27 protein-coding genes and 2 tRNA genes are annotated in these 25,761 nt (G+C 55.2%); 9 read left to right on the forward strand and 20 right to left on the reverse strand.

From position 1 onward, the window contains the following. Window positions 1-6: 6 nt before the first annotated feature. On the reverse strand, window positions 7-651 hold the full coding sequence (locus tag DFR30_RS12275; RefSeq protein WP_132973657.1) for a ferritin-like domain-containing protein: 645 nt from the start codon (window positions 649-651) through the stop codon (window positions 7-9). A gap of 324 nt (window positions 652-975) precedes the next feature. Between DFR30_RS12275 and DFR30_RS12280 the strand changes: the two genes are divergently transcribed. Then, entirely contained in the window at window positions 976-1,635 is a 660-nt protein-coding gene (locus DFR30_RS12280; protein ID WP_132973659.1) for an SRPBCC family protein, read from the forward strand. On the opposite strand, the gene DFR30_RS12285 is transcribed toward DFR30_RS12280, so the two are convergent. Beyond that, window positions 1,605-2,102, reverse strand: a complete 498-nt coding sequence (locus tag DFR30_RS12285) for an O-acetyl-ADP-ribose deacetylase (RefSeq protein WP_132973661.1) — start codon at window positions 2,100-2,102, stop codon at window positions 1,605-1,607. The genes DFR30_RS12280 and DFR30_RS12285 overlap by 31 nt on opposite strands. Window positions 2,103-2,134: 32 nt before the next feature. Next, complete coding sequence (locus DFR30_RS12290; protein ID WP_132973663.1) at window positions 2,135-4,567, reverse strand: EAL domain-containing protein; 2,433 nt, start codon at window positions 4,565-4,567, stop codon at window positions 2,135-2,137. Between the two features lie 378 nt (window positions 4,568-4,945). On the opposite strand from DFR30_RS12290, the gene DFR30_RS12295 reads away from it, so the two are divergent. Next, window positions 4,946-5,260 carry a hypothetical protein gene (locus DFR30_RS12295; protein WP_132973665.1) on the forward strand — a complete coding sequence of 105 codons (315 nt, stop codon included), beginning with the start codon at window positions 4,946-4,948 and terminating at the stop codon, window positions 5,258-5,260. Between the two features lie 65 nt (window positions 5,261-5,325). On the opposite strand, the gene cls is transcribed toward DFR30_RS12295, so the two are convergent. The 16 genes from cls to DFR30_RS12370 form a co-directional block, all read right to left on the reverse strand. Further along, window positions 5,326-6,771 (reverse strand): cardiolipin synthase, encoded by a 1,446-nt coding sequence (cls, locus tag DFR30_RS12300; RefSeq protein WP_132973667.1) that lies wholly within the window; start codon window positions 6,769-6,771, stop codon window positions 5,326-5,328. A gap of 6 nt (window positions 6,772-6,777) precedes the next feature. Further along, complete coding sequence (locus DFR30_RS12305) at window positions 6,778-8,079, reverse strand: MgtC/SapB family protein (protein ID WP_165869202.1); 1,302 nt, start codon at window positions 8,077-8,079, stop codon at window positions 6,778-6,780. A gap of 89 nt (window positions 8,080-8,168) precedes the next feature. Then, window positions 8,169-8,774, reverse strand: a complete 606-nt coding sequence (locus DFR30_RS12310) for a DedA family protein (protein ID WP_207891896.1) — start codon at window positions 8,772-8,774, stop codon at window positions 8,169-8,171. Then, entirely contained in the window at window positions 8,774-9,313 is a 540-nt protein-coding gene (locus DFR30_RS12315; protein WP_132973673.1) for a DUF1003 domain-containing protein, read from the reverse strand. The genes DFR30_RS12310 and DFR30_RS12315 overlap by 1 nt, the downstream gene beginning before the upstream one ends. Window positions 9,314-9,393: 80 nt before the next feature. Continuing rightward, window positions 9,394-9,900: a cation:proton antiporter gene (locus DFR30_RS14485; protein WP_207891975.1), complete on the reverse strand. Its 507-nt coding sequence runs from the start codon at window positions 9,898-9,900 to the stop codon at window positions 9,394-9,396. Further along, window positions 9,834-10,475 carry a cation:proton antiporter domain-containing protein gene (locus DFR30_RS14490; RefSeq protein WP_207891897.1) on the reverse strand — a complete coding sequence of 214 codons (642 nt, stop codon included), beginning with the start codon at window positions 10,473-10,475 and terminating at the stop codon, window positions 9,834-9,836. The genes DFR30_RS14485 and DFR30_RS14490 overlap by 67 nt, the downstream gene beginning before the upstream one ends. 168 nt (window positions 10,476-10,643) lie before the next feature. Further along, complete coding sequence (locus tag DFR30_RS12325) at window positions 10,644-11,054, reverse strand: rhodanese-like domain-containing protein (RefSeq protein WP_243640736.1); 411 nt, start codon at window positions 11,052-11,054, stop codon at window positions 10,644-10,646. A 70-nt stretch (window positions 11,055-11,124) separates the two neighbouring features. Beyond that, window positions 11,125-11,201: transfer RNA gene (locus tag DFR30_RS12330), tRNA-Met, on the reverse strand. Between the two features lie 92 nt (window positions 11,202-11,293). Next, window positions 11,294-12,385 carry a redox-regulated ATPase YchF gene (gene ychF, locus DFR30_RS12335; protein ID WP_132973675.1) on the reverse strand — a complete coding sequence of 364 codons (1,092 nt, stop codon included), beginning with the start codon at window positions 12,383-12,385 and terminating at the stop codon, window positions 11,294-11,296. Window positions 12,386-12,412: 27 nt separating this feature from the next. Further along, complete coding sequence (gene pth / locus DFR30_RS12340) at window positions 12,413-12,973, reverse strand: aminoacyl-tRNA hydrolase (RefSeq protein WP_207891968.1); 561 nt, start codon at window positions 12,971-12,973, stop codon at window positions 12,413-12,415. Window positions 12,974-13,003: 30 nt separating this feature from the next. Continuing rightward, window positions 13,004-13,657, reverse strand: a complete 654-nt coding sequence (locus DFR30_RS12345) for a 50S ribosomal protein L25/general stress protein Ctc (protein ID WP_132973679.1) — start codon at window positions 13,655-13,657, stop codon at window positions 13,004-13,006. Window positions 13,658-13,741: 84 nt separating this feature from the next. Further along, entirely contained in the window at window positions 13,742-14,707 is a 966-nt protein-coding gene (locus tag DFR30_RS12350; RefSeq protein ID WP_132973681.1) for a ribose-phosphate diphosphokinase, read from the reverse strand. Between the two features lie 47 nt (window positions 14,708-14,754). Continuing rightward, window positions 14,755-14,829 (reverse strand) — tRNA-Gln (locus DFR30_RS12355). 9 nt (window positions 14,830-14,838) lie between these two features. After that, window positions 14,839-15,711, reverse strand: a complete 873-nt coding sequence (ispE, locus tag DFR30_RS12360) for a 4-(cytidine 5'-diphospho)-2-C-methyl-D-erythritol kinase (RefSeq protein ID WP_132973683.1) — start codon at window positions 15,709-15,711, stop codon at window positions 14,839-14,841. After that, window positions 15,699-16,313 carry a lipoprotein insertase outer membrane protein LolB gene (gene lolB / locus DFR30_RS12365; RefSeq protein WP_132973685.1) on the reverse strand — a complete coding sequence of 205 codons (615 nt, stop codon included), beginning with the start codon at window positions 16,311-16,313 and terminating at the stop codon, window positions 15,699-15,701. The genes ispE and lolB overlap by 13 nt, the downstream gene beginning before the upstream one ends. Then, window positions 16,314-18,098, reverse strand: coding sequence for a tetratricopeptide repeat protein (locus DFR30_RS12370; protein WP_132973687.1), 1,785 nt, complete (start codon window positions 18,096-18,098; stop codon window positions 16,314-16,316). Between the two features lie 162 nt (window positions 18,099-18,260). Between DFR30_RS12370 and hemA the strand changes: the two genes are divergently transcribed. The 7 genes from hemA (at window position 18,261) to DFR30_RS12405 (ending at window position 23,690) form a co-directional block, all read left to right on the forward strand. Next, window positions 18,261-19,523, forward strand: coding sequence for a glutamyl-tRNA reductase (hemA, locus tag DFR30_RS12375; RefSeq protein ID WP_132973689.1), 1,263 nt, complete (start codon window positions 18,261-18,263; stop codon window positions 19,521-19,523). After that, window positions 19,520-20,611, forward strand: coding sequence for a peptide chain release factor 1 (gene prfA, locus DFR30_RS12380; protein WP_132973691.1), 1,092 nt, complete (start codon window positions 19,520-19,522; stop codon window positions 20,609-20,611). Before hemA ends, prfA begins: the two co-directional genes overlap by 4 nt. A gap of 7 nt (window positions 20,612-20,618) precedes the next feature. Next, entirely contained in the window at window positions 20,619-21,458 is an 840-nt protein-coding gene (gene prmC, locus DFR30_RS12385) for a peptide chain release factor N(5)-glutamine methyltransferase (protein WP_132973693.1), read from the forward strand. Between the two features lie 54 nt (window positions 21,459-21,512). Continuing rightward, window positions 21,513-21,929: a hypothetical protein gene (locus DFR30_RS12390; protein WP_132973695.1), complete on the forward strand. Its 417-nt coding sequence runs from the start codon at window positions 21,513-21,515 to the stop codon at window positions 21,927-21,929. Window positions 21,930-21,976: 47 nt separating this feature from the next. After that, window positions 21,977-22,729 carry a HesA/MoeB/ThiF family protein gene (locus DFR30_RS12395; RefSeq protein WP_132973697.1) on the forward strand — a complete coding sequence of 251 codons (753 nt, stop codon included), beginning with the start codon at window positions 21,977-21,979 and terminating at the stop codon, window positions 22,727-22,729. Then, window positions 22,726-23,139: a M67 family metallopeptidase gene (locus DFR30_RS12400; protein WP_132973699.1), complete on the forward strand. Its 414-nt coding sequence runs from the start codon at window positions 22,726-22,728 to the stop codon at window positions 23,137-23,139. The genes DFR30_RS12395 and DFR30_RS12400 overlap by 4 nt, the downstream gene beginning before the upstream one ends. 92 nt (window positions 23,140-23,231) lie before the next feature. Then, window positions 23,232-23,690: an outer membrane lipoprotein gene (locus DFR30_RS12405; RefSeq protein ID WP_132973701.1), complete on the forward strand. Its 459-nt coding sequence runs from the start codon at window positions 23,232-23,234 to the stop codon at window positions 23,688-23,690. A gap of 130 nt (window positions 23,691-23,820) precedes the next feature. On the opposite strand, the gene DFR30_RS14370 is transcribed toward DFR30_RS12405, so the two are convergent. Continuing rightward, window positions 23,821-25,761: calcium-binding protein (locus tag DFR30_RS14370; RefSeq protein ID WP_165869203.1), on the reverse strand; the 1,941-nt coding region annotated here is incomplete at its 5' end.

Here is a 25,761-nt window from a genome sequence, read left to right on the forward strand (position 1 = left end):
AAGGCTTCAGGCAGCAAGCTGTGCGATCAGTTCATCCTGTCGCGAATCAAGTACCTGCATCATCTGTTCACGCCGGGTACCCACTGCCTCAAACCAATCCATTACCGGCAACTGCAATGCCTCCAGCTGCGCAACAAGATTATCGACACGCCGGGGCATATTTGCCAGCGTTGCTGCACGTTTCGATGGTGACATCGCATTGAGCACCTTACGTAACTCAGACAGGCCAAAGGCAACGTGATCAAGCTCATCCTGAAGCGGGATACGTAATGATTCACGGGTGCCGGGGTCTGCAAGTGGAACAACCTGTTCTACAGCCTGCGAGCCGAGTGCCTCGATCACCAGGTAAAGGTCGGTAAGAAAATCCACCCACTCAAGCTCACGAAAACGGGTATGCAGGCGATCAAGCTCTACGGAAGGTATAACCGGTTGAGGGTCAATCCCAAGCTTGCTTATCCAGTCATTCTGGATACTGACATGCCGGCATTCATCGCCGACCTGCTTTGCGAGACCCATACGCGCCTCAGTATCGGGCGCCGTGGCAATACGCGCCGCACACACTTCCATGATGAATTGATCAACCTGAGTGTAGAGTACAAGCAAATGCCCCATTGCACGGGCATATGCCGGGTCATAGTGGATAGTATTCATATGCGTTCTCCTGGGATTAATGCAGACCAGCAACTAACACACCCCCGACATTGAGTCGGGGCCGGGAACACAGATTATTGCGCCAGAGCGTTAACCGCCTGTAGACATGAGTGCCGTAACGAACAGCACCCATGCAATGGAAGCAATGAACAGCGCAGAAATACGACTCTTGATATTATAGTGATCCATTTCTTGCTCCTTGCGGTAATTAGTGAGAGCAAACTCCTGTAATATAACGCCGTAGTCTGAAATCAACGGCCGGGGACAGTCCTGCCTTGTTCCCGTTGTATACGGTTTATCGCAAAGTCCTGCCGGGTTCAACCGATGTTTGCTGAAAGTGCGAAAAGGTGTCTGGTTTTAGCGACAGTTATGCTGTCAGCAAGTGTTTTCGCGCGCGCCCCCTGCACCAGTCTCCCTGCTGACCCGGGCTGGCGAAGTGTGTTTTCCGACGATATTTTGACAATTTTTACGCCTGCCAGGGCCTCAGAGAGTCCTCAGTTGGTGGCCAGAATCACCTGGCCAGCCAAACCGGAACATCTGTATAAAATCATCTGGGACTATGCTTCGTTTCGTGAACACGTACCCCACGTCAGGAAAAGTGAAGTCCTGCTGAGTACAGGGCACCGCAAATGGATCTACCAACAACTGGATTTACCCGGCCCCATGCAGGACCGGCACTACATACTGGAAAGTGCCAATAATGATAGCCAGCCGGCACTTCAACGCTATCGGGTTACATGGCAATTAAGTGACCGATTCGAGCTGCCAGCAAGTCAATTAGTACGACCCGCTGAATTCTCCGGTTGCTGGAGTATCCAGCCGGGCAGTGCAGGTGGGCTGGATGCGCTGTATCACATCAGACTGGATCCGGGAGGTCATGTACCTCACTGGATGGCACGGGCCGGAATGCGTCGCTATGCAAGAGAATTAATGAAACGTTTGCATACATTACTTCAAGCGCCTGAAGCCAGTAATTTGCCATAATACCCGGCATCTGACCGGGAAAAACAACAAGCCACAATTCGCTCGAACTGTTTTTCATGGCGTTGCATCACAGATACAGCAATTTGTGCCGCTTCTCCGAAAGGGTAACCGTATACACCCGTACTGATCGACGGAAATGCAATCGAGCGAACGCCATACTCAAGCGCAAGTCGAAAACTGTTTTCATAGCAGCGCTCCAGCAACAAGGCCTCATCTGAATCACCGCCTTGCCATACTGGACCCACAGTATGAATCACCCAGTTTACCGGCAGGGAAAACCCCGGTGTGATACGCGCCTCTCCAACAGGACACCCGCCAAGGTTTCGGCAGAATTCCAGTAACCGGGGCCCGGCTGCACGCTGAATTGCACCATCGACACCACCGCCGCCGAGCAGAGTTTCATTGGCAGCGTTTACGATTGCATCTATTTCCAGTGTTGTAATATCTTGTTTTATAACATCAATCATGATCAACCGGGCAGTTGTTCAGTAAACCACCTTCAGGCAATCTGCGAACCGGATTTGTTGTCTGCGTCAGGCAGCATGGGCTCGGGTTTGTGGATACCATAGCCCTGGGCATAATCCACACCAATGTGATTCAACTGTTCAAGTATCTCGTCATTTTCGACAAATTCTGCAATCGTCTTCATACCCATCACCTGGCCGATCTCGTTAATCGATTTTACCATGGCGCGGTCGATAGGGTCGTCGACCATGTCTCTCACGAACATTCCGTCAATCTTCAAAAAATCGACATCAAGATTTTTCAGGTAGGCGAACGATGACAACCCGGAACCAAAATCGTCCAGTGCGAACCTGCAACCACGCGCCTTGAGCGTGGAGATAAAACGCCTGGCAACGGCAAGATTTGAAATTGCCGCTGTTTCTGTGATTTCGAAACACAGTTTATCTGCTGGTAATGGATGAGCATCAAGCTGTGACTCGACATAATCCAGAAAATGCTCATCTGCCAGCGTATGGCCAGATACATTTATACTGCACAAGCTGAGCGATCTGCGTTCGGAAGGGTGCTCGTCCAGCCATGTCAGTACATTACGCAAAACCCAGCGGTCGATGTTGGGCGAAACACCATAACGTTCTGCTGCCGGCAAAAATGCGCCGGGTGGTACCAACCGGCCTTCCTCATCACGCATACGAATCAGCACTTCAAAATGCTCCCCCGTCTCTGCCTCGGCATCAAGCGGGACAATTCTTTGTCGGTACAACCGGAAGCGGTTTTCTTCCAGGCCACGCACTATGCGTGACACCCACTGAACCTCGCTGTAGCGGCGTTGTGCATCGGTGTCATCATGCCGGTACATTTCGATACGATTCCGCCCGCCATCCTTGGCTGCATAGCACGCTATATCCGCCACACTGAGAAGATCCATTACAGAGCTGTTATGTTCGTCCACCTCGACCATGCCAATACTGACACCAACAACGAAAGTATTACTGTCCCAGACAAAACGGAAATCCGTCACAGCACGACGCAGGTTTTCGGCTATCTGATAAGCCACCTTGCTGTCACACCCGACAAGGAAGACACCGAACTCGTCTCCACCGAGGCGAGCCAGCACATCACTGTTGCGCAATTCTTCTGCCAGGATAACAGCCAGCTGCCTGAGGAGCTGGTCACCTGCAACATGACCACTGGTGTCATTCACCACCTTGAACTGGTCAAGGTCAAGGTACAGCAATACACAGGTCTGTTCCTTGACGCTCGCTCTTGCTATCTCAAGACTGACAATACGCTCGAACTCGGTACGATTAACCAGTCCGGTGAGGCTGTCGTGCTTCGCCTGGAAAGATAGTTCTTTTGCCATGCGTCGCGCTTCCGTCACATCACGAATCACCATAACAGCACCTGCAACCGAACCACTGCGGTCCCACATAGGTGCCGCATTGACTGACACGGGAATCTGTTCACCGGATGTATTTATCAGGGTAACTCCCGGCTCGGCCGGTATTGCCCTTGCTTCCCACAGGGCACGCTGGCAAATTGGCATGCGTATCTTTGAATCACCCTCCTTTACCAGGTTCACTATATCGATCATCGAACGCCCTTTGGCCTGCTCAAGCCTGAGCTGCAACAATTGCTCGGCGCTGCTGTTCATGTAGGAGACCCGTCCTTTCTCGTCACAGGCAACAACCCCATCAATAATTGATTCCAGTGTCACGTGGAAATGCTTGAGAGTCTCCTCCAGGGTTTCACTGGATTCCTGAACCCGCTCCATCATTCGATTAAAACCCTCGAACAGTTGGCCAATCTCGTTTTTCTCGCGTGTTCCGACACGCAGTGTGTAGTCGCCGGTCACCGAAACTCTCTCGAACGCCTGCGCAAGGCGTTGTACCGGCTCACTGAAAGCACGCTGGAAGCGCACAGCAACAAGGAGCATCAACAACACCAGCATCGGAGCGAGCAGGAATATCAGCTTGTAATAACCCTGTATTCTCGCCTTGTACGGGAGCAACGAAAAACGCACATAAACCGCACCATACGGCTTGCCGCTGTAACGTACGGGAGACAACACTTCCAGGTAGTCAGGGTGATAACGGATATCCATAATCTGGTAGCTTGGCACCGGAACCGGCTCGACGCCTTTCTTCATATAGCCGAAGCGAAACTGCTCGTTCTGGTCATAGAGATATGCGGCCAGCACATCGGGAAAGGCTTCAAGCCGAGAAACAGTGTCTGCTGCAACATCCGGCGAATCCAGCAAAAGCACCTTGATGAAATCCTGACTCAACACTTCGATAACGGATGTCAGTCCATTTTCCGCCTCATCCTGGATTGCACGACTACCCAGGTAGATCATCATTGCAGACATGGCGACAGCAACAATCAGGGAAGCCGAGAAAATCGCAAGGATTAAACGGTTTCGTACAGAAACTCGCTGCAGGTAATCCACTATTCTTTCAAATAAAGTCATTAATCCGGTACAGATTCCGCAGGTTTGCGCTTGTCCAGGACATTATTTTCTATTGGTAAGCGGGGAGTTAGCAGCAAGGTCCACGTGTGACCATGTGTTTCAAGGACCCGGTAAACCCGGGCAATCTGCTTCTTTTGCTAGAGGTCATATCTGAAATCCCTGATCTTCTTCAATGCACCAATCCTTGACGCGACACACCGCTCCAGTCACGGGATGCCTGACGTTATGATTCGATGTACCAGGCAGTTCAACAAGTATAGACTATCGTTATAAGCTTTCGTAATCAAAAAGGAAATTCGTTTCCGGAAAGCTAAAATCAACAGGAAATCCGTCAGTCACTCAACTACAATAACGGCTGGATAACGAGGAGAGATGGATATGCCATCAGAAGAATCAATGCCAAAATGGGATGTCGCTCTGGCGGCCATGGCCAGCGATGCCTGTAAACAGAAAGCCGCGCCACTGACACTCGACGACTTTCATCAACTGGCTGCCGGGCACGCGATCCGTCTGGATGACATCATGGAAACCGTGTTCCTGCTGGTTATAAATAATAAATGGCGCTACACCGATGCATCCGGCAATGAACAACAGCTTGACCAGGACACGCTGGACAGGCTCTATGTCAAACGCCGCTTGTCTGAAAAAGATCTCGCCACATTCAATGGTGGCTGGGAGCCGCGTCAGACATAAGGTATACCTGTCAAATCCCCGTCGATACGCCAGGCTGGCAGGAAAACGAACCGCGCGGAACGTTCCTAAAGAAGCGGGCTCATCAGCTTGATAACATTCTGCATCAATCGCTGATAACCTGGACGACGCCGCCATTCCTCGAGCGTAAGCCGACGGGAATGGTCACGGTACCAGCCCTGCTGCTGTCGTAGCGCTCTGGCCACACCGGCATCGTAAAAGATCATATTGATCTCGAAATTCAGCGCGAAAGACCGGATATCGAAATTACTCGACCCCAGGAAAGCCAGTGACTCATCAATTGTGATACTTTTTGCATGCAGCAAACCATCGACAAACAAATGAATCGTAACCCCGCTTTTAAGTAACCGTTCGTAATACCCGCGGGCAGCGTTACCCACCAGTAGCTGGTCAGACCGCAACGGAACAAGCAACTCGACCTCGACACCTTTCAGTACCGCGGTTTCCATCGCCTCAAGGAAAACCTCATCGGGTACAAAATACGGCGTAGTAATCGTTACACTCTGGCGCGCTGCATACAGTGCCGCTACCACCAGTCGCTGGTAGTTCTCCTCGGCAAACAATGGGCCACTGGGCATGGTTTGCACGGCAATGCCATTCCCGGTATTGCCCCCGGCATCGGGGAATATATCTGGTCCATCCAGCAACTCGCCACTCTCGGTAAACCAGTCACCGACAAACACCGCCTGCAGCTCCAGCACAACGGGACCATTCAGGCGCACCATCAGGTCATACCAGCGCAAATCCTTGTGCCCATAACCGACGTCAACAATATTCTGCGAACCGGTATAGGCAACACGTCCATCGATGACTGCGATCTTGCGGTGATTACGCAAATCAATTCGTGACACAGCCGCTCGAAGCAGACTTACCGGCAGCGCCCGGTATAATTCAATGCCGGACTTGCGCATACGTCGTGACATTTTCCGTACAAATCGCCTTGAGCCTTGCCCGTCCACCAGCAGCCGGCACTTGACGCCACGCGCAGCAGCACGCTCAAGCGAGGCACACACCCGCTGACCGGTCTCATCGGTTGCAAATATATAAAACAGTAAATGCACATGACCTTGTGCAGCATCGATATCTTCGACAAGTCGATTGATAAATGCGTCGGTATCAGTCAGCAAGTCGGCCCGGTTACCGAACATGATCGGCATATAACCAAGTTTTTCAGCAAGCGTTATCGTAGGAAGGAATTTCTTCTCAAGATGCTCACCCGCATTCTCCATATGCGGCATATAGCGATTGCGCATGTCTTCCAGCCTGTCCAGTATGGCCTTGCGCTGGACCAGACGATGGCGAGGCAACCGGTTTTCTCCAATCAGAAAATACAGCACCAGCCCCGGCCAGGGGAGGAAGAAAATTACCAGCAACCAGGTCATTGCCGTACGTGGCGGATGACGTTCGACGACAACGCCAAGCATGACAAGTCTCACCAGCCATTCACTGATATAGAACCATACTGAACCGGAAATAACGGTGTCGAATGACATTCAGATCTACCCCATGCGGGACAGGACAAGACCACTGGCTATGGTTAAAAGTCCCAGCAATAGCAGGAACAGAAACACGCTACGGATATTTTTCCGTTCCCCAAGAGCAAGTGCATAGACTGCCTTTAGCAGATTATTGCTGCCAGCAGCCACCACAATAGAGCCAGCGAGCTGCTGCCCTGTCATAGAGGTATAGTGACCGCTGAGAATTGAAAGCACAAAGGGGTCGATATCTGTAAACCCGACAATAATGGAGAGCACATCAAGGCCGGTTCTGCCGAAATGGCTGATGACCAGGTGTGTGACAACAATCATGACCACGAACAATACGGCAAATAACAGGGCAATGCCCAGTTCCAGCGGATTGGAACGCTCAAGGTCTGGCGGCATACCAGGATCTGCAGTGGCCTTTTTATCAACGTATACCGCAACAGCAATTGACAGGAAACCAAAAATCAGCAGTGGCGGTGCAGCCTGGAGCAACAGCTGTGGATTCATAATGGCAACAAGAATCAACAGCCTGAGGTACATCATGCCAGTAGCTGAAATAATACCTGCATTCAATGATGGGTCAGCTTTGCCCAGACCTTTGCTCTTGCGGGCCAGCACCACTGTTGTTGCTGTGCTGGAGTAAAGTCCACCAAGCAGACCGGTAACCAGGTAACCCTGTCGGGTGAGTAGATACTTTCTCAGGATATAACCGATATAGGAAATACTGGACACCACTACTACGGCCAGCCAGATCTTGAACGGTGTGGCGGGCACATAGGAAGAAATCGGCGTATCAGGCAGGAGCGGCAGGATGACTCCGGATAGCAGCATGAACTTGGCCAGGACAGGCATCTCCCGGGGATCTATATGCTCGACAAAACGATGGGTCTGTTTCCATGTGCTGAGTGTGAAAACCAGGGAGACAAATACAAGAACAAGGAACCAGGGGGGTTGCAGGGAAATAATGGCGCCAAAGGTATAGACAATGAGTGCAATCAACGGTTGCAGCAAACCGGTTTGTCCACTCTTCAGTTTATAGTGATAGAACAGGCTGAAAAACAACAGCAAGCCCGCCATACCTGCCAGATAAAGACGGTATTCAGGGTCAAGGATGAACAGCAGGTAACCGAGTATTGCGATGAAGGTAAAGGTACGGCTGGTTCCCAGGCTGATAGCCGGTATCTCGGGACGTTCCTTGCTTCTGAGCAGAATATATTCACGAAACTCCAGCCCCGTTAGAAAACCAAACAGGGCCACCAGGGCAAAGCGAAACCAGATCTGGGACAACAGCTCGCTGATCAGTGACGCGTTATCCACGAAAGGTGATTTCCTCCATTGCGCTCGAACCTTATCATCTTGAATCAGGTAACCCGCCATGTCTGGCAAGCCACCTGTAATCTTCAACATTACACGTGATGATGTTTACGCCCACGCCATAGTATGAGTAACATTGCCAACAGCGCGAACCCGGCACTCAGCCATATGCGCTGTTCGCTATTAAGGTTATACCACAGGATCGTCAACCAGTGTCCGCCGCTCAGGTAAAGTAATAACCAGATGAATATTGCAGCGGTATCGATCAGATAAAAGGTGAACAGGCGAACGCCAAGCACACCGGCCGTTATCGGTACCATCGGGTGGATCACGAACATAATACGCCCGACAAACAGGGCAACGGGACCATAGTGTTTGAAAAGCGTTTTGGCGCGGTTCTGCAAATCCCTGGAGCCGCTCCAGCCGAGCTTGTGTTGCCACTCGGTGTAACCGAGCCGGCCAAGCCAGTAGCCGATACTGTCAGTCAGGACAGCGCCTGTCATGGCGCAAAACAGCACCTGCCAGAAATCGATCAAGCCATGGCCTGACAACGAACCAATAACAGGAACCAGTATGACTCCTGGAAGCAGCAAACCGATGACCGGGCTGGATTCCAGAAAGATCAAAAATGCGATGGTCGGACAGGGCCAGGGGCTGTTCGTCAGCCAGTTTACAAAGCTGTCAACAAAAGCATTCATCATCCCTTCTTTTGCATATCACTTAGCATTTCCGCCTGCAGCGCCTGAAATGCCGCTAGCAACGAAAGTACCAGGTTAAGCAGGATATACGGGTAGGGATCGAATGGGTTGAGTAAAATGGAAACAGTATTGAGAATAATCCAGACGACAAGCAGGGTACTGAATGAAATTATGAAACGCCAGCTGCCACCGAACTCGGCGACCTTATCCGCTACGCACTCTCCAAAGCTCAGCGTTTGATCATATTCCTCGTCAATGTTCTCTGATAACAACGCCTTGTTCTCCAGGCTCGCTACTACCTCCTGCTCCAGGTCATCCAGTTCACCCAGATCCTTCCGCATTTGATGGCGAATATAATTCGTGCGAATCTGGTTAAGGCAGGCGTAACAGATATAACCGGAGGAAGACCAGTCCGGTGCTTTTTCACAAATCAGTGGCAGTAATTCTTCGCGCACCAGGTGGCCTGGCAACAGTTCACGTTGTGGCTTGCTCTTGTGACAGACCTGACAGATTAAAAAGTGTTGAGAACGTGATGTCATGAGTCATGCCCTGAATCTTGTGGTCAATTCCAAATGAAATCTGGTGCCGTTGATACCGTATAGTATCACTGTGGCTTACTTCAGTCTGTGGCATCTTCCTCGTTGGCAGGCAAGGGTATACTATCATCGCTTGATTCAACTTCCAGCAAGCGCGCATCAATGTCTGACATCAACTTCCGGTAGGTATCGATGCCAATCGAACCTTGCTGCCAGATTTCCAGTAACTGCGATTTCTCGAATTGCAGCATTCGACGGCGCAACTGGACAAGCGCTTCATGAAAATGCAGTTGAGGATCCAGGTCAATAGCGTCCAGACGGTCGTTCGCCTCACCCATACGCTTCCGGTATTCCGATTCGACCCTATCAAGCACCCGCGCATCGATGAAACCCTTGTCACGCAATCGGCTGATTTCAATCAGCACGTCAGCAGAAAATTGCAGGCTGGCACGCGCCAGTTCATAGGCTGCCATAGATTCACACTGGCCCAGCAGGCCAAGATATCGCGCCAACGGCGTCATGCTCAGACCCTGTACAAAAATTGATAGCAGGACAACACCGAACACCAGGTTGACAAGTGTCTCGCGCAAGGGCAGGTAGGCAGGCTCAATACCAGCACCATGGAAAGTGCGCCACGCAGTCCACCCCAGCTAAGCACGAGGGCCCAACTATGCGGAATACGCGCCGACGTCCAGGCCAGGGCACCGCTGGTTACTGCCACTACCAGGGCGCGTGCCAGCGTCATTGCCAGATATGCAAGAAGGATCAGTGGCCAGACTGCCCACAGCGCATCAAGACGAATCTCAAAACCCATTAGTAAAAATACCAATGAATTGAGCGCAAAGCCAAGGTACTCCCAGAAGGTATTTGCTGCCACCCGCCGGGAAGGTGACATGCCGTGCCCCAAACCATAGTTGCCGCATATCAAACCGGCAGCCACAGTGCTGATAACACCTGAGAAGTCCATCTGATCGGCGAACAGGAAAGAACCGTAGGCAGCAACCATGGTGAGAGTAATGGCGACCATCGCATCATCAATGCGTCGCAAGGCCTGCGCAACCAGCAAACCTATGATGCCGCCTACCGCAAGCCCGCCACCTGAAACACGAAGAAACTCTACCAGCAACTGGCTGATGGATGTATGAGTGCCCGCCAGAAGCGCCAATACCAGCAGCTACCCGGACAGTCCTTGTGGTCGTATCACCAGCCCTGCAACGATCATCGGGACGGAGACGGGGAGCGACATGTCCATTTCACAGATATAATGGAGCGTGCCCTGATGTGAGTGGGAGCATATCTGCGGCTTCCGGATTCATCGTCAGTCGGAACTGTCTCAGACGTACCGCGCCTCGCGCACCATTGGCCGGTCTTCCTGTTGCCAGCGGATGATGCCGCCAGCAAGACTGATGACATTCTCGAACCCCATCTGCCTGAGTGTGGCTGCTGCCATGGCCGAGCGCCCGCCCGTTGCACAATACGCTACAACCGGGCGGCTTCGCGCCTCTACCAGTTCAGGCTGATGCTTTGGATACTCCGTATCCGCTGCGGCTTCCAGAATGCCGCGCGGGACCAGCATCGCACCCTTGATATGTCCCTGTTCGTGTTCACTGGGCTCACGCACATCAAGAATCAGCAGCTCCTCGACTTCACTCAGCATGCCCTCCAGTTGTTCCGGTGTGACTTCTTCGATCTGTGCTTTCGCCGCCTTGACGAAGTCCATCAGGGTAAGGGGTGCCATGGTCATGCTGAAACCTCTCAGTTCGGGTTCTTGTACGGCACATCGGAGCTGCGTGTCATACAACAATAAAGGGATATGGTAGCAAGGGGCGGATTCGAACCGCCGACCCCAGCATTATGAGTGCTGTGCTCTAACCAACTGAGCTACCTTGCCATTAGCTGTCTGCGGCCCGCAGGCCGCGAAAGAGGCGAAATTGTAGGGATTTCACGCCGCGCTGTCCAGCCGCCAGCGCGAAATCAGGCTTCCTAGACGTTAAAGCGGAAATGCATGACATCGCCGTCCTGCACCACATAGTCCTTGCCTTCCAGGCGCAGCTTACCGGCCTCTTTGGCGCCCTGCTCACCGCCACAGGCAATGAAATCCTCATAAGATGTCACCTCGGCACGGATGAAGCCTTTCTGGAAATCTGTGTGAATCACCCCGGCCGCTTCCGGCGCCGTGGCGCCAACCCGCACCGTCCAGGCCCGCACTTCCTTAACCCCCGCCGTGAAATAGGTATGCAGGCCGAGCAGGCGGTAACCGGCGCGAATCACCCGGTTCAGGCCAGGTTCTTCCAGCCCCAGTTCTTCGAGAAACACTTGCTGCTCATCTTCATCCAGTTCCACCAGCTCTGCCTCAATCGCAGCACAGACCGGCACGACCACTGCGTCCTCGTTTTCAGCCAGTTTGCGTACCGTGTCAAGGAGGGGATTATTCTCTAAGCCATCTTCCGCTACATTGGCGATATACATGGTGGGTTTCAATGTCAGCAGGTGCAGGTCATAGAGATGCGCACGCTGGTCATCATCCAGCGACATGGAACGTGCCATGCGCCCTTCGTCGAGATGGGCTTTCAGTGGCTCCAGTATGGCGAGCCTGGCCTTTGCATCCTTGTCACCGCCCTTGGCCAGCTTGCCAACGCGATGTTGCGCCTTCTCTACCGTGTCGAGATCCGCCAGCGCCAGTTCAGTATTAATCACTTCAATGTCCGACAAGGGGTCGACCTTACCCTCGACATGTACCACGTTATCATCCTCGAAGCAGCGTACTACATGCACAATAGCGTCGGTTTCACGGATATTGGCAAGGAACTTGTTGCCGAGGCCTTCGCCCTTTGAAGCGCCCGCCACCAGCCCGGCGATGTCGACGAATTCCATAGCTGTGGGCAGCACACGTTCCGGCTTTACGATTTCTGCCAGCGCATCAAGCCGTGTGTCCGGCACGGGCACGACACCGACATTTGGATCGATGGTACAGAACGGGTAATTTTCCGCCTGGATTTCCGCACGCGTCAGAGCGTTGAACAGTGTCGATTTACCCACATTTGGCAAACCGACGATTCCACATTTAAATCCCATAAGGTCTCACTTCAACTGAATGCAACATCACTTTTGTGTGTGCAGTGTATGCATGGCTTTTTCGATCTGACCTTCCACCACACCGGGCATCACGTCCAGCGCATCGCAGATCGCGTCTTCGATCAGACGTCGGTCACTCACAGAGGGTTTCTTCAGTACATAGTCAACCACCTGGTCACGGTGCCCCGGGTGACCGATGCCGATACGCAGACGATAGAAATCCTTGCTGCCAAGATGGCTGATAAGATCGCGCAAACCGTTATGGCCTCCGTGACCGCCCCCCTTCTTCAGCCGCACGGTGCCCGGCTCCAGATCAAGCTCATCATGAACCACCAGTATCTGCTCGACGGGAATCTTGAAGAAACGCATCAGGGCGCCAACAGCCTGCCCGCTGCGGTTCATGAAGGTCAGTGGCTTTTGCAACCGGCATTCGTTCCCGTCCAGCTGGCAGCGCGCAACTTCACTGTGGAAACGCGGCTCGGCATGAAATTCCTGCCGGCAACGCCGTGCCAGATCATCCACAAACCAAAACCCGGCGTTATGCCGGGTTGGTTCGTACTCGGAACCGGGGTTACCCAGTCCCACGATGAGCTGAATCGCCGGCACCGGCCGGTTCGATCAGCCTTCGCCGTCGGTGGCGGCTTCTTCACCACCTTCGGCAGCTGCGGTTTCATCGGCTTCTTCCTCATCACCGCCACCCTTGGGTGCATGAACTGCGGCAATGGCAAGATCATGACCTTCACCTCGTCCCAGTTCGACCAGACTCGCACTTTCCGGCAGTGTCAGTTCACTCAGGTGGACGGAATCACCGATCTCCAGCCCGGATACATCGACTTCGATATATTCAGGCAGATGATTCGGCAGAACATCGACCGCTACTTCAACCACATCATGTGTAACCAGACCACCGGCCTTCACACCCGGCGCTATGTCCGCACCGGTAAAGTGCAATGGCACATTGACACGGATTGGCTTTTTCTCGTCGATACGCATGAAATCCATGTGCATGACAACCGGCTTGGCCGGGTGGCGCTGCATATCACGCAACACAGCCTTGCTGACCTTGCCATCGATGTTCACGGCGAGGATATGGGAATAGAAGGCTTCATGATCCAGGCGTTTGAGGATCTCACTGTGCTTCAGCTTGATGGATTGCGGATCCTGATCCGCACCATAGATCACAGCCGGCACCATGCCTTCGCGACGCAGGCGGCGGCTCGCACCTTTCCCCTCGTCTGTACGCGACTCGGCTTCGAGTTCAAAAATAGACATAACATTAACTCCAGATTCAAATAAATAACTCCCCCGCGACCAGGGGAGACCGTTCAGCCCGGCGTACTCACGCCGAACCGCTCGTCAGTCCATAAACATGGTGCTGACAGATTCTTCATTGTTGATGCGGCGAATCGCTTCGGCCAGCATCTCGGTAATACTCAGCTGCCGGATACGCGTACAGGCCTGCGCATCCGGGCGCAACGGAATAGTATCCGTCACCACCAGTTCATCGAGATCCGAATTACTGATGTTCTTGATGGCATCACCCGAAAGTACCGGGTGCGTACAGTACGCCGCCACCCTTATTGCGCCGTTGTCCTTCAACGCCTTCGCTGCCTGGCACAGTGTGCCGGCAGTATCCACCAGGTCATCGACCAGTACGCAACTGCGACCCTCGACTTCACCGATGATGTGCATCACCTTGGCCACATTGGCCTTGGGGCGACGCTTGTCGATAATCGCCAGGTCGGCATCATCCAGCCGTTTGGCCAGCGCACGCGCCCTCACGACGCCTCCAACATCCGGTGATACCACCATCAGGTCCGGGGTCTTCTTGCGCCACACATCACCCAACAGGATCGGTGAGGCGTATACATTGTCCACCGGCACATCGAAAAAACCCTGGATCTGCTCCGAGTGCAAATCTACCGTCAGCACCCGGTCGGCACCGACGTTGCCGATCATCTGCGCCACCACACGAGCCGTAATCGGTACCCGTGAGGAACGTGGCCGACGATCCTGACGCGCATAACCAAAGTACGGAATCACCGTGGTGATGCGTGCAGCCGAAGCGCGGCGCAGCGCATCAACCATGACCAGTAGCTCAATCAGGTTGTCGTTAGTTGGAGAACAGGTCGGCTGGATCACAAATACATCGCGACCACGCACGTTCTCCATGATCTCGACCATGCTCTCGCCGTCGCTGAACTTGCCGACAACGCACTTGCCCAGGTTCAGCCTCAGATGATTGGCAATTGCCTGCGCCAGTGGCGGGTTGGCATTGCCTGAAAACACCATCAGACGGTTTTCTGCATCCGTTGAAGGCATGCCTATCATGCTGTCGCCATCCTGTTCCGGTCGAAGTCAAAAATTATTGGCTGGGGCGGCAGGATTCGAACCTGCGTATGCCGGGATCAAAACCCGGTGCCTGGCCGCTTGGCGACGCCCCAAAAATCGTTTTATCCGGCGCGCGCCAGACGCTCCATCAAGGGGGAGCGATTACAGCCGCGCGCCACAAATCCTGTCCAGGGCGCTGGCAGCTGTTCCAGTACGGCGCGCGCCTCGGCTTCTTCCGGGAACGCCGCGAACACACAGGCTCCACTGCCCGTCATGCGTGCAGGCTGATATTTAGACAGCCAATTCAGTGCGTTAGCTACTTCCGGATAATGTCGCACAACCACCGCTTGCAGGTCGTTGGCGCCCGCACCCGAGAGAAAGGCGGGTATTTTGAGGGGGCGCGTGTTGCGTGTCAATTGCGGGTCGGAAAATATCTCGGCAGTAGATATGCTTAGCGCCGGATCCAGCACCAGAAACCAGGGGCTATCGAGTTGATCGAGAGGCGTCAGCCGCTCGCCCACCCCCTCGGCCCAGGCCGCCTGGCCGTGTACAAATACCGGCACATCAGCGCCCAGTTGCAGGCCCAGATCAGCCAGGTCATGCACATCGAGGCCGAGTTGCCACAGGTGATTCAACGCCACCAGTGTGGTGGCTGCATCCGAACTGCCACCACCAAGGCCGCCACCGACCGGCAGCCGCTTGTCAAGTGTGATGCGCACCCCTCCCGGATAGCCGCTCAGCCGCTGCAAGGCACGTGCTGCACGGAACACCAGGTCATCTTCTGTTGCAACACCGGGCAACCCGCCAGTCAACTCGAGCAAGCCACCCGGCAGACGCTCAAACCAGAGCCGGTCACCGTAATCGAGAAACTGGAAAACGGTCTGCAACTCATGGTAACCATCGGCGCGCTGTCCGGTTACATGCAGAAAACGGTTTATCTTGGCCGGTGCCGGCCAACCTTCTCCCTCACGGGCAAAACGCACTACAGCTCCCATTCATCGACAAGCAACTTGACGTGTACCCCGTCGCGCTGCAAATCAAGGCGTGCGGGTAACGCGTACCCGCCATAGTCCCGATAATCCCGATATTCGATCTGCCAGCCATGTTGCTGCAGGGAGGCCAGCCGACCCGCCGCATCCAGCCGCGTCCTGGCATCGCCCTCACGGTCCGGCAAGCCCCGCAACCAGTAATCAAGCCCTGCCACCGGGAGCCGCCAGCCACTTTGTTGTTCCAGTAATATTTCCGGGCGCGTTGAAAATTCTGCCGGCCGGCCGGCGCGCTTCAACCAGACACCTGTATCACCACCTTCCAGCTCTATGGCGCCCTGACCGAACGGGCCACGCAAGCGTATACGGTAATTATCATCATCCTGTTTCCAGTCAAAGGCCGCACTCCAGCCTTCCTCGTCGGTGCGCACGGCCAGCCTTCCACGCACCTGCCAGTCCCGCAGGGCGGCAACGGACGCCTTGTGTGCTTCCCAGGACCCGCTATCGGCAGGTTGATGTAGCGGTGCCTGTGTGGCACACGCCGACAACAACAGGAGAGGGTAAAGTCTGAACAGATGTAACCACTTCAGGGAAATCAAGCTTCCACCCATTCAGGGCGAAAATCGCCGAACCGTATCTTCAAGGAGACGGTTGCCAGGACTGGCATCACGTGCTTTTTTCCACAGTGCCAGTGCAGCATCCTTGTCGCCCATCGTCCACAACACTTCGCCAAGGTGAGCGGCAATCTCGGTATCCTGCGTCATATCGTAGGCTTTTTGCAGGTACTCACGCGCCTCCGCCAAACGGCCCAGGCGGTACATGACCCAGCCCATGCTGTCGATTACGGCCGGGTCGTTCGGTGTTTGCGCATAGGCACGCTCGATCAATTTCAATGCCTCATCATAGCGATTGGTGCGATCGGCCAGCGTGTATCCCAGCGCATTCAGTGCACGGGTGTTATCCGGCTCAATCTTCAATACATGGCGCATATCTGCTTCGGCCTGGTCAATACGACCCAGCCGCTCTGCTACCAGTGAACGCGCATACAGTATTTCGATATCGTCAGGACGGGTTTGCAAATAATCGCTGTAGAGCTTGTAAGCCTCTTCATTCCAGTCAATGCGACTGAGGATACTGCCTTCTACCAGGTACAGCCGCTGTGACTGCTCAGGCTGGGCAAGACGCAGCTTGCGCAGACGTTCGCGCGCAGCACTGACATCACCTTCAAGCGCCTCCAGGTTGGCAATGCGAACCTGTGCCTCTAACAGGTGCTCCCCTTTTGACACCTTGCTGTACCACTTGATGGCTTCCTTGCGCCGGCCCTTGTCTTCGGCAATAGCACCCAGGTAGTAATAAGCCTGCTGCTCCTGTACACCAAGCTTAAGCAGCTTCCTGAACATTTCCACGGCATCATCGATCTGGCCGGCTTCCAGTGACAACAGGGCCAGCGAATAGACAATTTGAGCATTATCCGGCTGTTTCCGGAGGAGCAACTTGTACTGCTCACGCGCAGCATCGAAGTCATCCATATCAACCAGCAACCGCGCGTAGGCCTGACGCAGTAAAATATCATCCGGTTTTTCCTGCAAGGCGGTAGTGAACTGCTGTCGGGCCAGCGCTCCCTGCCCCTGCTTGAGCGCAATCTGCGCACGTAATATCAGGGCATCGGTACGCCCCGGTTGCAATGCCAGTACGCGATCTATCTGCTGTGCAGCCAATAGCCAGTCCTCGGCATGTACAGCGAGACGGGCATAGGCGAATTGCGCATCGGCATCATCCGGCCGCGCACTTGCCAGTTCTGCCATCACCGCCAGGGCACGTTTTTTATCCGGCTCACGTGCCAGCAGGGTCAACAATGTCTGGTAAGGGCTGCCGTTGTTGGCTTCCTGCTGCGTAAGCAGATAATCAAACTGCTCTACAGCCTCCCCCATCTTGCCATTACGTAATGCCAGTGCCGCCAGTGCCTGACGTGCCTCCAGCTTGTCAGGTGCCAGTTCCACCCAGCGGCGCGCGGCCTGTAGTGCGATATCCGGACGTTTCCCGTATACGGCGATACTGAGTGCTCGCTCGGCAATACGGGGGTCATCACTGTCCCGGGCTGCCTGCAGGTAACTGGCGCCCGATACGTCCAGCACGCCTCGCTGACCGGCAATCTCGCCCAACAGAACCTCGTAGAGCAAATCAGCCGTCAGCGACTCGGTGTGTTCCGGTACGGCTGCCTGCTCGTCTGTCTGCGCAGGTATCGCCGATTCGGCCCCGGGAGGTTGTTTTCCCTCAGGTTCCGTGGATTCACCAGATGGCTTCAGTAAGGCCGTACTACAAGCCGTCAACAACAGGGCGCCCAAAACCGCTGCGCCACCCCGGGAAAAGGTATTTTTACATGTAAAACCAATCATCTTTTCAGGTTTTCAACCTTAAATTAGTGGATTCGTGTCACTATACGGCAAAGCCGCGGGAAGCTACAACGCACTACCGCTGGCCGACTTTGTCCGTTCAATGCTTGTATTCAAACCGCCTATCCCGCACAATTTTTTGTTTCCGTTGCTATTTGTTACATCATGTCCCTGATCGCGCTCGGCATCAATCACCGCACCGCGCCCGTTGAATTGCGGGAGCAGGTCGCCATCAGTGGCGAGCGTATCAGTGATGCCCTGCGCGGACTTACTGCGCTGCCCTCGGTCAAAGAAGCTGCCATCCTGTCGACCTGTAACCGCACCGAATTGTACTGCGGCCTGCAGGAGCCAGGGCTGGATGACATCACAAACTGGCTGGCAAGTTACCATAACCTCGACCCGGCGCTGATCCAGCCTTACCTGTACAGCTTTCCCGACGACAGCGCTGTTCGGCACCTGTTACGCGTAGCCGGGGGCCTGGACTCCATGATCATCGGTGAGCCGCAGATCCTTGGACAAATGAAAGAGGCGTACCAGGCAGCCACTGATGCCGGAACTCTGGACAGCGCGCTGGGCCGTTTGTTCCAGCACACATTTTCTGTGGCCAAACAAATCCGCACCGATACGGCGATCGGCGAAAGCCCGGTTTCGGTGGCCTTCGCCGCCGTCAGCCTGGCGAAGCAAATCTTTGGAGACTTCACCTCACAAACCGCACTGCTGATTGGCGCCGGTGAAACCATTGAGCTGACGGCCCGCCACCTGCGCGATCAGCAACTCGGGCGGCTGGTGATTGCCAACCGGACTCCGGAAAATGCCCACCGGCTGGCGGCACGCTTTGATGGCTATGGTATCGGGCTTGACGAAATCCCGGCCCATCTCGCCGAAGCGGATATTGTGATTACGGCGACGGGCAGCCCAACGGCTATCCTCGACAAGGCGATGGTGAAAAAAGCGCTGAAAAATCGCAAACACCGACCGGTATTCATGGTGGATATCGCCGTTCCGCGCGACATCGACGCCGAGGTCGCGGAACTGGAAGACATCTACCTGTACACGGTCGACGACCTGCAGGATGTCATTCAGGAAAACCTCAAGTCTCGCCAACAGGCCGCACTGCAGGCTGAAGAAATTATTGATGTGCAGGTAGAACGCTTCATGAGCTGGCTGCGTGCACAGGACGCCGTGGCCACGATCCGCGACTACCGTAAACATGCCGAACAGCAACGTGATGAGGTATTCCGAAAGGCACAACACATGCTCGAGGGTGGCAAGGATCCGCAGCAGGTGCTGGAATATCTGGCCAACACACTGACCAACAAACTCACTCATGCACCCAGCGTACGCATTCGGGAAGCTGCCGAGAACGGCGATAACGACCTGCTCGATGCGGCGCTGGCGCTGTTCAATCTGGACAAAGACAAACCGTGAACCCCTCACTGGAAAACAAGCTGCAAACCGTCGTCGAACGCGCAGAGGAAGTCTCGGCACTCCTCTCTGACCCGGACATCATCTCCGATAACAACCGCTTTCGTGAACTGTCGCAGGAGTACGCACAGATTACCCCGGTAGTGAATTGTTTCGAATCCCTGCAGCAGGCGCGTAATGACGAAGCCACCGCACAGGAGATGCTGAAAGACCCGGATCCCGATCTGCGCGACATGGCCGGCGAGGAACTGGAAGATGCCCGCCAGCGCCGCGAAACACTCGAACTGGAACTGCAAAAACACCTGCTGCCGAAAGACCCCAACGACAACAAGAACGTCTACCTGGAAATTCGCGCCGGAACCGGCGGCGATGAAGCAGCCATCTTTGCCGGCGATCTGTTTCGCATGTATTCGCGCTATGCGGAAACACAGCGCTGGAATGTCGAAATTCTCAGTAAAAGTGAAGGTGAGCACGGTGGCTACAAGGAAATCATTGCCCGCATCAGCGGCAATGACGTCTATGCCCGGCTCAAGTTTGAATCCGGTGTTCATCGTGTGCAGCGGGTACCGGAAACGGAATCGCAGGGGCGTATCCATACCTCGGCCGCCACTGTGGCAGTATTACCCGAAGCCGAAGAAACCGAAGCCATCAACATCAACCCGGCAGACCTCAAGGTCGACACCTACCGGGCGTCCGGCGCTGGCGGCCAGCATATCAACAAGACCGACTCGGCCGTACGCATCACCCACCTGCCAACCGGCGTGGTGGTGGAATGCCAGGACGAACGCTCGCAACACAAGAACCGCGCCCGCGCACTGTCATTGCTGGCCTCACGCCTGCAGGCAGCAGAAGACGAGAAACGCCACAGCGAAGAAAGCGAGACACGCCGCAGTCTGGTTGGCAGCGGCGACCGTTCGGAGCGTATCCGGACCTACAACTTCCCGCAGGGCCGGATCACCGACCACCGCATCAACCTGACACTTTACAAGCTGGACGACGTCATGCAGGGCGCACTCGACCCGGTCATTGAACCCCTGCTGAGTGAAGACCAGGCCGACCGGCTGGCGGAACTCAGCGCCCAGGACAGTTGAACGCCCGGTGACCAGCATCGCACAAGCGTTGCAGCAGGCCCGCGCGCAACTGCAAACCAGCGATACTGCGCAACTGGACGCCGAAGTCCTGATGATGCACGTACTCGGCAAACCCCGCAGCTATCTGCACGCCTGGCCGGAAGCACAACTCGATACGAAACAACTGGAACAGTTCACTGCACTGGTGGAGGCGCGCAGCGCGGGTCAACCCGTTGCCTACCTGACCGGCCAGCGCGAGTTCTGGTCACTGCAACTCGAGGTCAGCGAACACACCCTTATCCCGCGACCGGACACGGAACTGCTGGTCGAGCAGACACTGGCGTTGCTGCCCGCCGACGAGCCGTTACAGGTTCTCGATGCCGGAACCGGCAGTGGCGCCATCGCCCTGGCACTGGCTCACGAACGTCCGCACTGGCAGGTTTTCGCCAGTGACCGTTCGCCGGAATGCCTGGTGGTGGCCTGTCACAATGCAGCAAGACTGGGGCTGGGTAACATTCACTTTTTTACCGGTCACTGGTGTGATGCCGTGGCCGGGCAGCGCCTCGACGCACTGGTTTCAAACCCGCCCTATATCGCCGAACAGGACCCGCACCTGGGTGAGGGCGACGTCCGTTTTGAGCCACGCAGCGCACTCAGTGCCGGCAGCGAAGGCCTGGACGACCTGACACAACTGGCAGCCGCGGCCACCCGCGTACTGAAACCGGGTGGACACATTCTGCTGGAACACGGTTTCGAGCAAGCCGAAGCAGTTCGCATACTATTGAAAGACAACGAATTATCGGAAATCAGTAGCATCCGCGACCTGGCCGGACACGAACGCGTCAGTCACGCCAGGAAAACCGCCTGAAAATCGCCTGAAAACCGACTCGCGACTCCCCTGTATTTGGTATAGGATTTCCTCATGGAACATCCCGACCCGGACACCATAAAGCACCGGGAAGTCGCATTCCGCGACCCACTCCCGGGGCAGCAGCAGGCTCTCGACGCCATCATGGCGTTGACGGATATCGACGGCATAGTGGATGTCACCCTGGCCGGCCCCTCCCGCAATGCCATTCGTGTCAGCTACGACCTGCGCCAGATTGATTTATCCACGATCGAGGCCCTGCTGTTCGAGCTTGGCTTCCATCTCGAAAATAACCTGCTCACCAAAATCAAGCGTGCCCTGTATTACTATACGGAAGGCATCGAGCTGGAAAACATCTCTGCCCGCCGCGACCAGGGCCAAAGCACCCGCGACATCTTCATGCAATGCTATGTCTGCCAACGCCACGGTTGCCGTGACGCACGCCCCGAACACTGGCGCCGCTACCTGTAAATCCCTGCACCCTGTTTTTTTAGCCACACGGCCGGTATCGTCACGCTATGAACGATGACCAGTTACTTCGCTACAGCCGACAGATCATGCTCCCCCGATTTGGCACCGAAGGCCAGCAGGCCCTGCTGGATACCCGTGTGCTGGTCATTGGAGCCGGCGGTCTCGGCTCACCTGCCGCGCTGTACCTGGCAGCAGCCGGTGTCGGGCAGCTGGTCATTGCCGATGATGACGAGGTCGATCTCTCCAACCTGCAGCGCCAGATCCTTCACCAGCAGAACGACATTGGCAAACCCAAGGTGGAGTCCGCCAAAGATACCCTGACAGCACTCAACCCGGATACGGACATCACTGCCCTGCACACCCGACTGGAGGGTGAAACATTACGCGCCGAGGTTGCACAGGCCGATCTTGTCATCGACGCCAGCGATAACTTCGACACCCGCTTTGCCGTCAACCGCGCCTGCGTCGAAACGATAACCCCGCTGGTCTCCGGCGCCGCCATTCGCCTGGAAGGCCAGGTCTCGGTGTTCCTGCCCGGCTCCCCGGACAGTCCCTGCTATCGCTGCCTGTACCGCGAAGGCGAAGACCCGGAGCAGACCTGTGCCGACAACGGTATCCTGTCACCCGTTGTCGGTATCATCGGCAGCATCCAGGCACTGGAAGCCATCAAGGTCCTGGCCGGGCTGGGCGAAACCCTGAGCGGCCGCCTGTTGGTGTTCGACGGCCTGTACAATGAATGGCGCAGCATGAAACTGCGCCGCGACCCGGCCTGCCCGGTGTGTGGAAATCAAACAACATGAAACACGTCACCCTGCCCCGACCCATCGTCAACCAGATACTCCACCTGGCGCAACGCGAACCGGAACGTGAAGTCTGTGGACTGGTCAGTGCTCGCGACGGCCTGCCCGTACGTTGTATCCCGGTCGCCAATGTCGCAGACGAACCCGGGAAGCTGTTCGCCATGGACCCCAAACAGCAAATCGATGCCATGCGCCAGATGCGGGAACAGGGTGAGGCGCTGTTCGCCATTTACCATTCCCACCCGACCAGCCCGGCGGAACCGTCCGCCATCGATATCGAACAGGCGGGCTACCCGGATGTGCTGTACCTGATCGTGTCACTGAATACAAAAGGTGTACTGGAACTGAGGGGATACCGGTTCGAGAACGGCCAGCCCGAGCCGGTACACCTTGAAATTCTGGAAGACTGAGCCGCATAAACTGGCGGGCGATAGCAGAAAGATCTATGATTAGGTCATACACATACTGGACAGAAATGAACGGCCGGAGGCCAGCAAACCCCATGAAAAACAGCCTGATATTAATATTCCTGATTTCCGTACTCGGTCTTGCCGGTTGTGCCTCGAACCTGTCCGGCGAAAGCTACAGCCGCGCCGAAGCCCGAACCGTCCAGCAGGTTGAATACGGCGTTATAGAATCGTTACGACCTGTCCAGATCGAAGGCACCAAAACCCCGATCGGCAGCGGCGCCGGCGCCATCGTCGGCGGCATTGCAGGCAGCAGTGTCGGTGGTCGCAAGACCGGCCAGGTGATGGCCGTTATCGGCGCCGTGGCAGGCGGGTTAGCCGGTGCTGCAATTGAAGAAGGTGTCACGCGCACCCAGGGCGTGGAATTCACCATCAGAATGGAAGATGGCCGGACGGTCGCTATCGTTCAGGCGCTGTCACCCAATGAGCGCTTCTCCGTGGGTGACCGGGTACGCGTTATCTACAGCGGTCAGAATACGCGCGTTGCGCATTAGGCAAACCCGGACTAATTCGTCATACCGGCGCATGCCGGTATCCATGTTGTTGAAACCACTAGATTCTGGCTCACGCCAGAATAACGAGAATTGAATTAATTCTGAGCCCCCTTCTCATTTACCTCTTACTTCAGGCACTCTGCCAGTTTGCTGCCAGCACAGGTTCTAACTGACTCTGCAAATCGGGAGACAAATCCAGCTCACCGCTGGCAGGCGGGGAAAACGCAGCCATGGCCTGAACCAGTTGATCCACCTGGTCACTGAATAAAGTCAGACCGTCACCCGCCTGAAAGATCTCAAGCTGATAATCTGACCCAAGATACCAGTCCTGAATCGATATCTGATCAGTCGTGCCAATAACCTGTACCTTCAGATCATTGCCCGATTGGCTAAACCAAAGCTGGTCATGGGCCACCGCACCACCGAACTCCATTCGGTCTGTGTTTGGCACTGCTTCATAGTCCGAGATCGTATCACGGCCATCGCCACGCGATAACCGGTAGGTATCATCGCCTGTACCACCGTTAAGCTGATCAGTTCCTGCGCCACCAATAAGCGTATCAGCGCCGACAGTCCCCACAAGCGAGTCATTTCCCGCGCCACCCTCGATACGGTCGATATTCAGTACCGTGGTTGCGCTCAGATCAATGGTGTCGTAACCGCTGGTGCCGGCAATAACATTGACTCCTGCGCCGCCATCGATAGTCTCGATTCCGTTACTCGCATCGAAGCTACGCAGGCGAATGGTATCGTCCCCGTCACCACCGAGGATCGTATCCAGCCCGGCATCACCATTGAACGTGTCATAGGCTGAATCCGTGCCGTCAACCCGGAAGGTATCGTTACCATCACCGCCGTTTAGCACATCGCGACCGGAACCGCCGATCATCAGGTCATCGTTGCCTGTTCCGGTCAGGGTGTCATTGCCTGCGCCACCCTCGATGCTGTCGATATTCAGCACGGTGGTTGCACTCAGATCTATGGTGTCGTAACCGCCGGTGCCAGCAATAACATTCGTACCAGCACCTCCATCAATGGTTTCCACACTGTTACTCGCATCGAAACGGCGCAGGCGGATAGTATCGTCACCATCACCACCAAGGATGGTGTCCAGACCCGCATCACCATTGAAGGTGTCGTAGGCTGAATCCGTGCCGTCAACCCGGAAGGTATCGATACCGTCACCGCCATTGAGTACATCGCGACCACTCCCACCGATTATCAGGTCATCGTTACCTGTTCCGGTCAGATTGTCATTGCCTCTGCCACCCTCGATACGGTCAATATTCAGCACGGTGGTAGCACTCAGATCGATGGTGTCATAACCGCTGGTGCCGGCAATTATATTCGCGCCTAAACCGCCATCGATGGTTTCCACACTGTTGCTCGCATCGAAACGGCGCAAGCGGATGGTGTCATCAACGTCACCACCGAGGATAGTATCCAAGCCAGCATCGCCATTGAACGTGTCGTAGGCTGAATCCGTGCCGTCAACCCGGAAGGTGTCGTTACCGTCACCGCCATTGAGTACATCGCGACCGGACCCACCGATCATCAAATCATCGTTACCGGTGCCAGTCAGGGTGTCATTGCCTGCCCCACCCTCAATGCGGTCGATATTCAGTACCGTGGTCGCACTCAGATCAATAGTGTCATAACCGCTGGTGCCGGCAATTATATTCGCGCCTAAACCGCCATCGATGGTTTCCACACTGTTGCTCGCATCGAAACGGCGCAAGCGGATGGTGTCATCAACGTCACCACCGAGGATAGTATCCAAGCCAGCATCGCCATTGAACGTGTCGTAGGCCGAATCTGTACCATCAACCCGGAAGGTGTCGTTACCGTCACCGCCATTGAGTACATCGCGACCGGACCCACCGATCATCAAATCATCGTTACCGGTGCCAGTCAGGGTGTCATTGCCTGCCCCACCCTCAATGCGGTCGATATTCAGTACCGTGGTCGCACTCAGATCAATAGTGTCATAACCGCTGGTGCCGGCAATTATATTCGCGCCTAAACCGCCATCGATGGTTTCCACACTGTTGCTCGCATCGAAACGGCGCAG

Source organism: Thiogranum longum (assembly GCF_004339085.1).
Classification (GTDB): Bacteria; Pseudomonadota; Gammaproteobacteria; order DSM-19610; family DSM-19610; genus Thiogranum; species Thiogranum longum.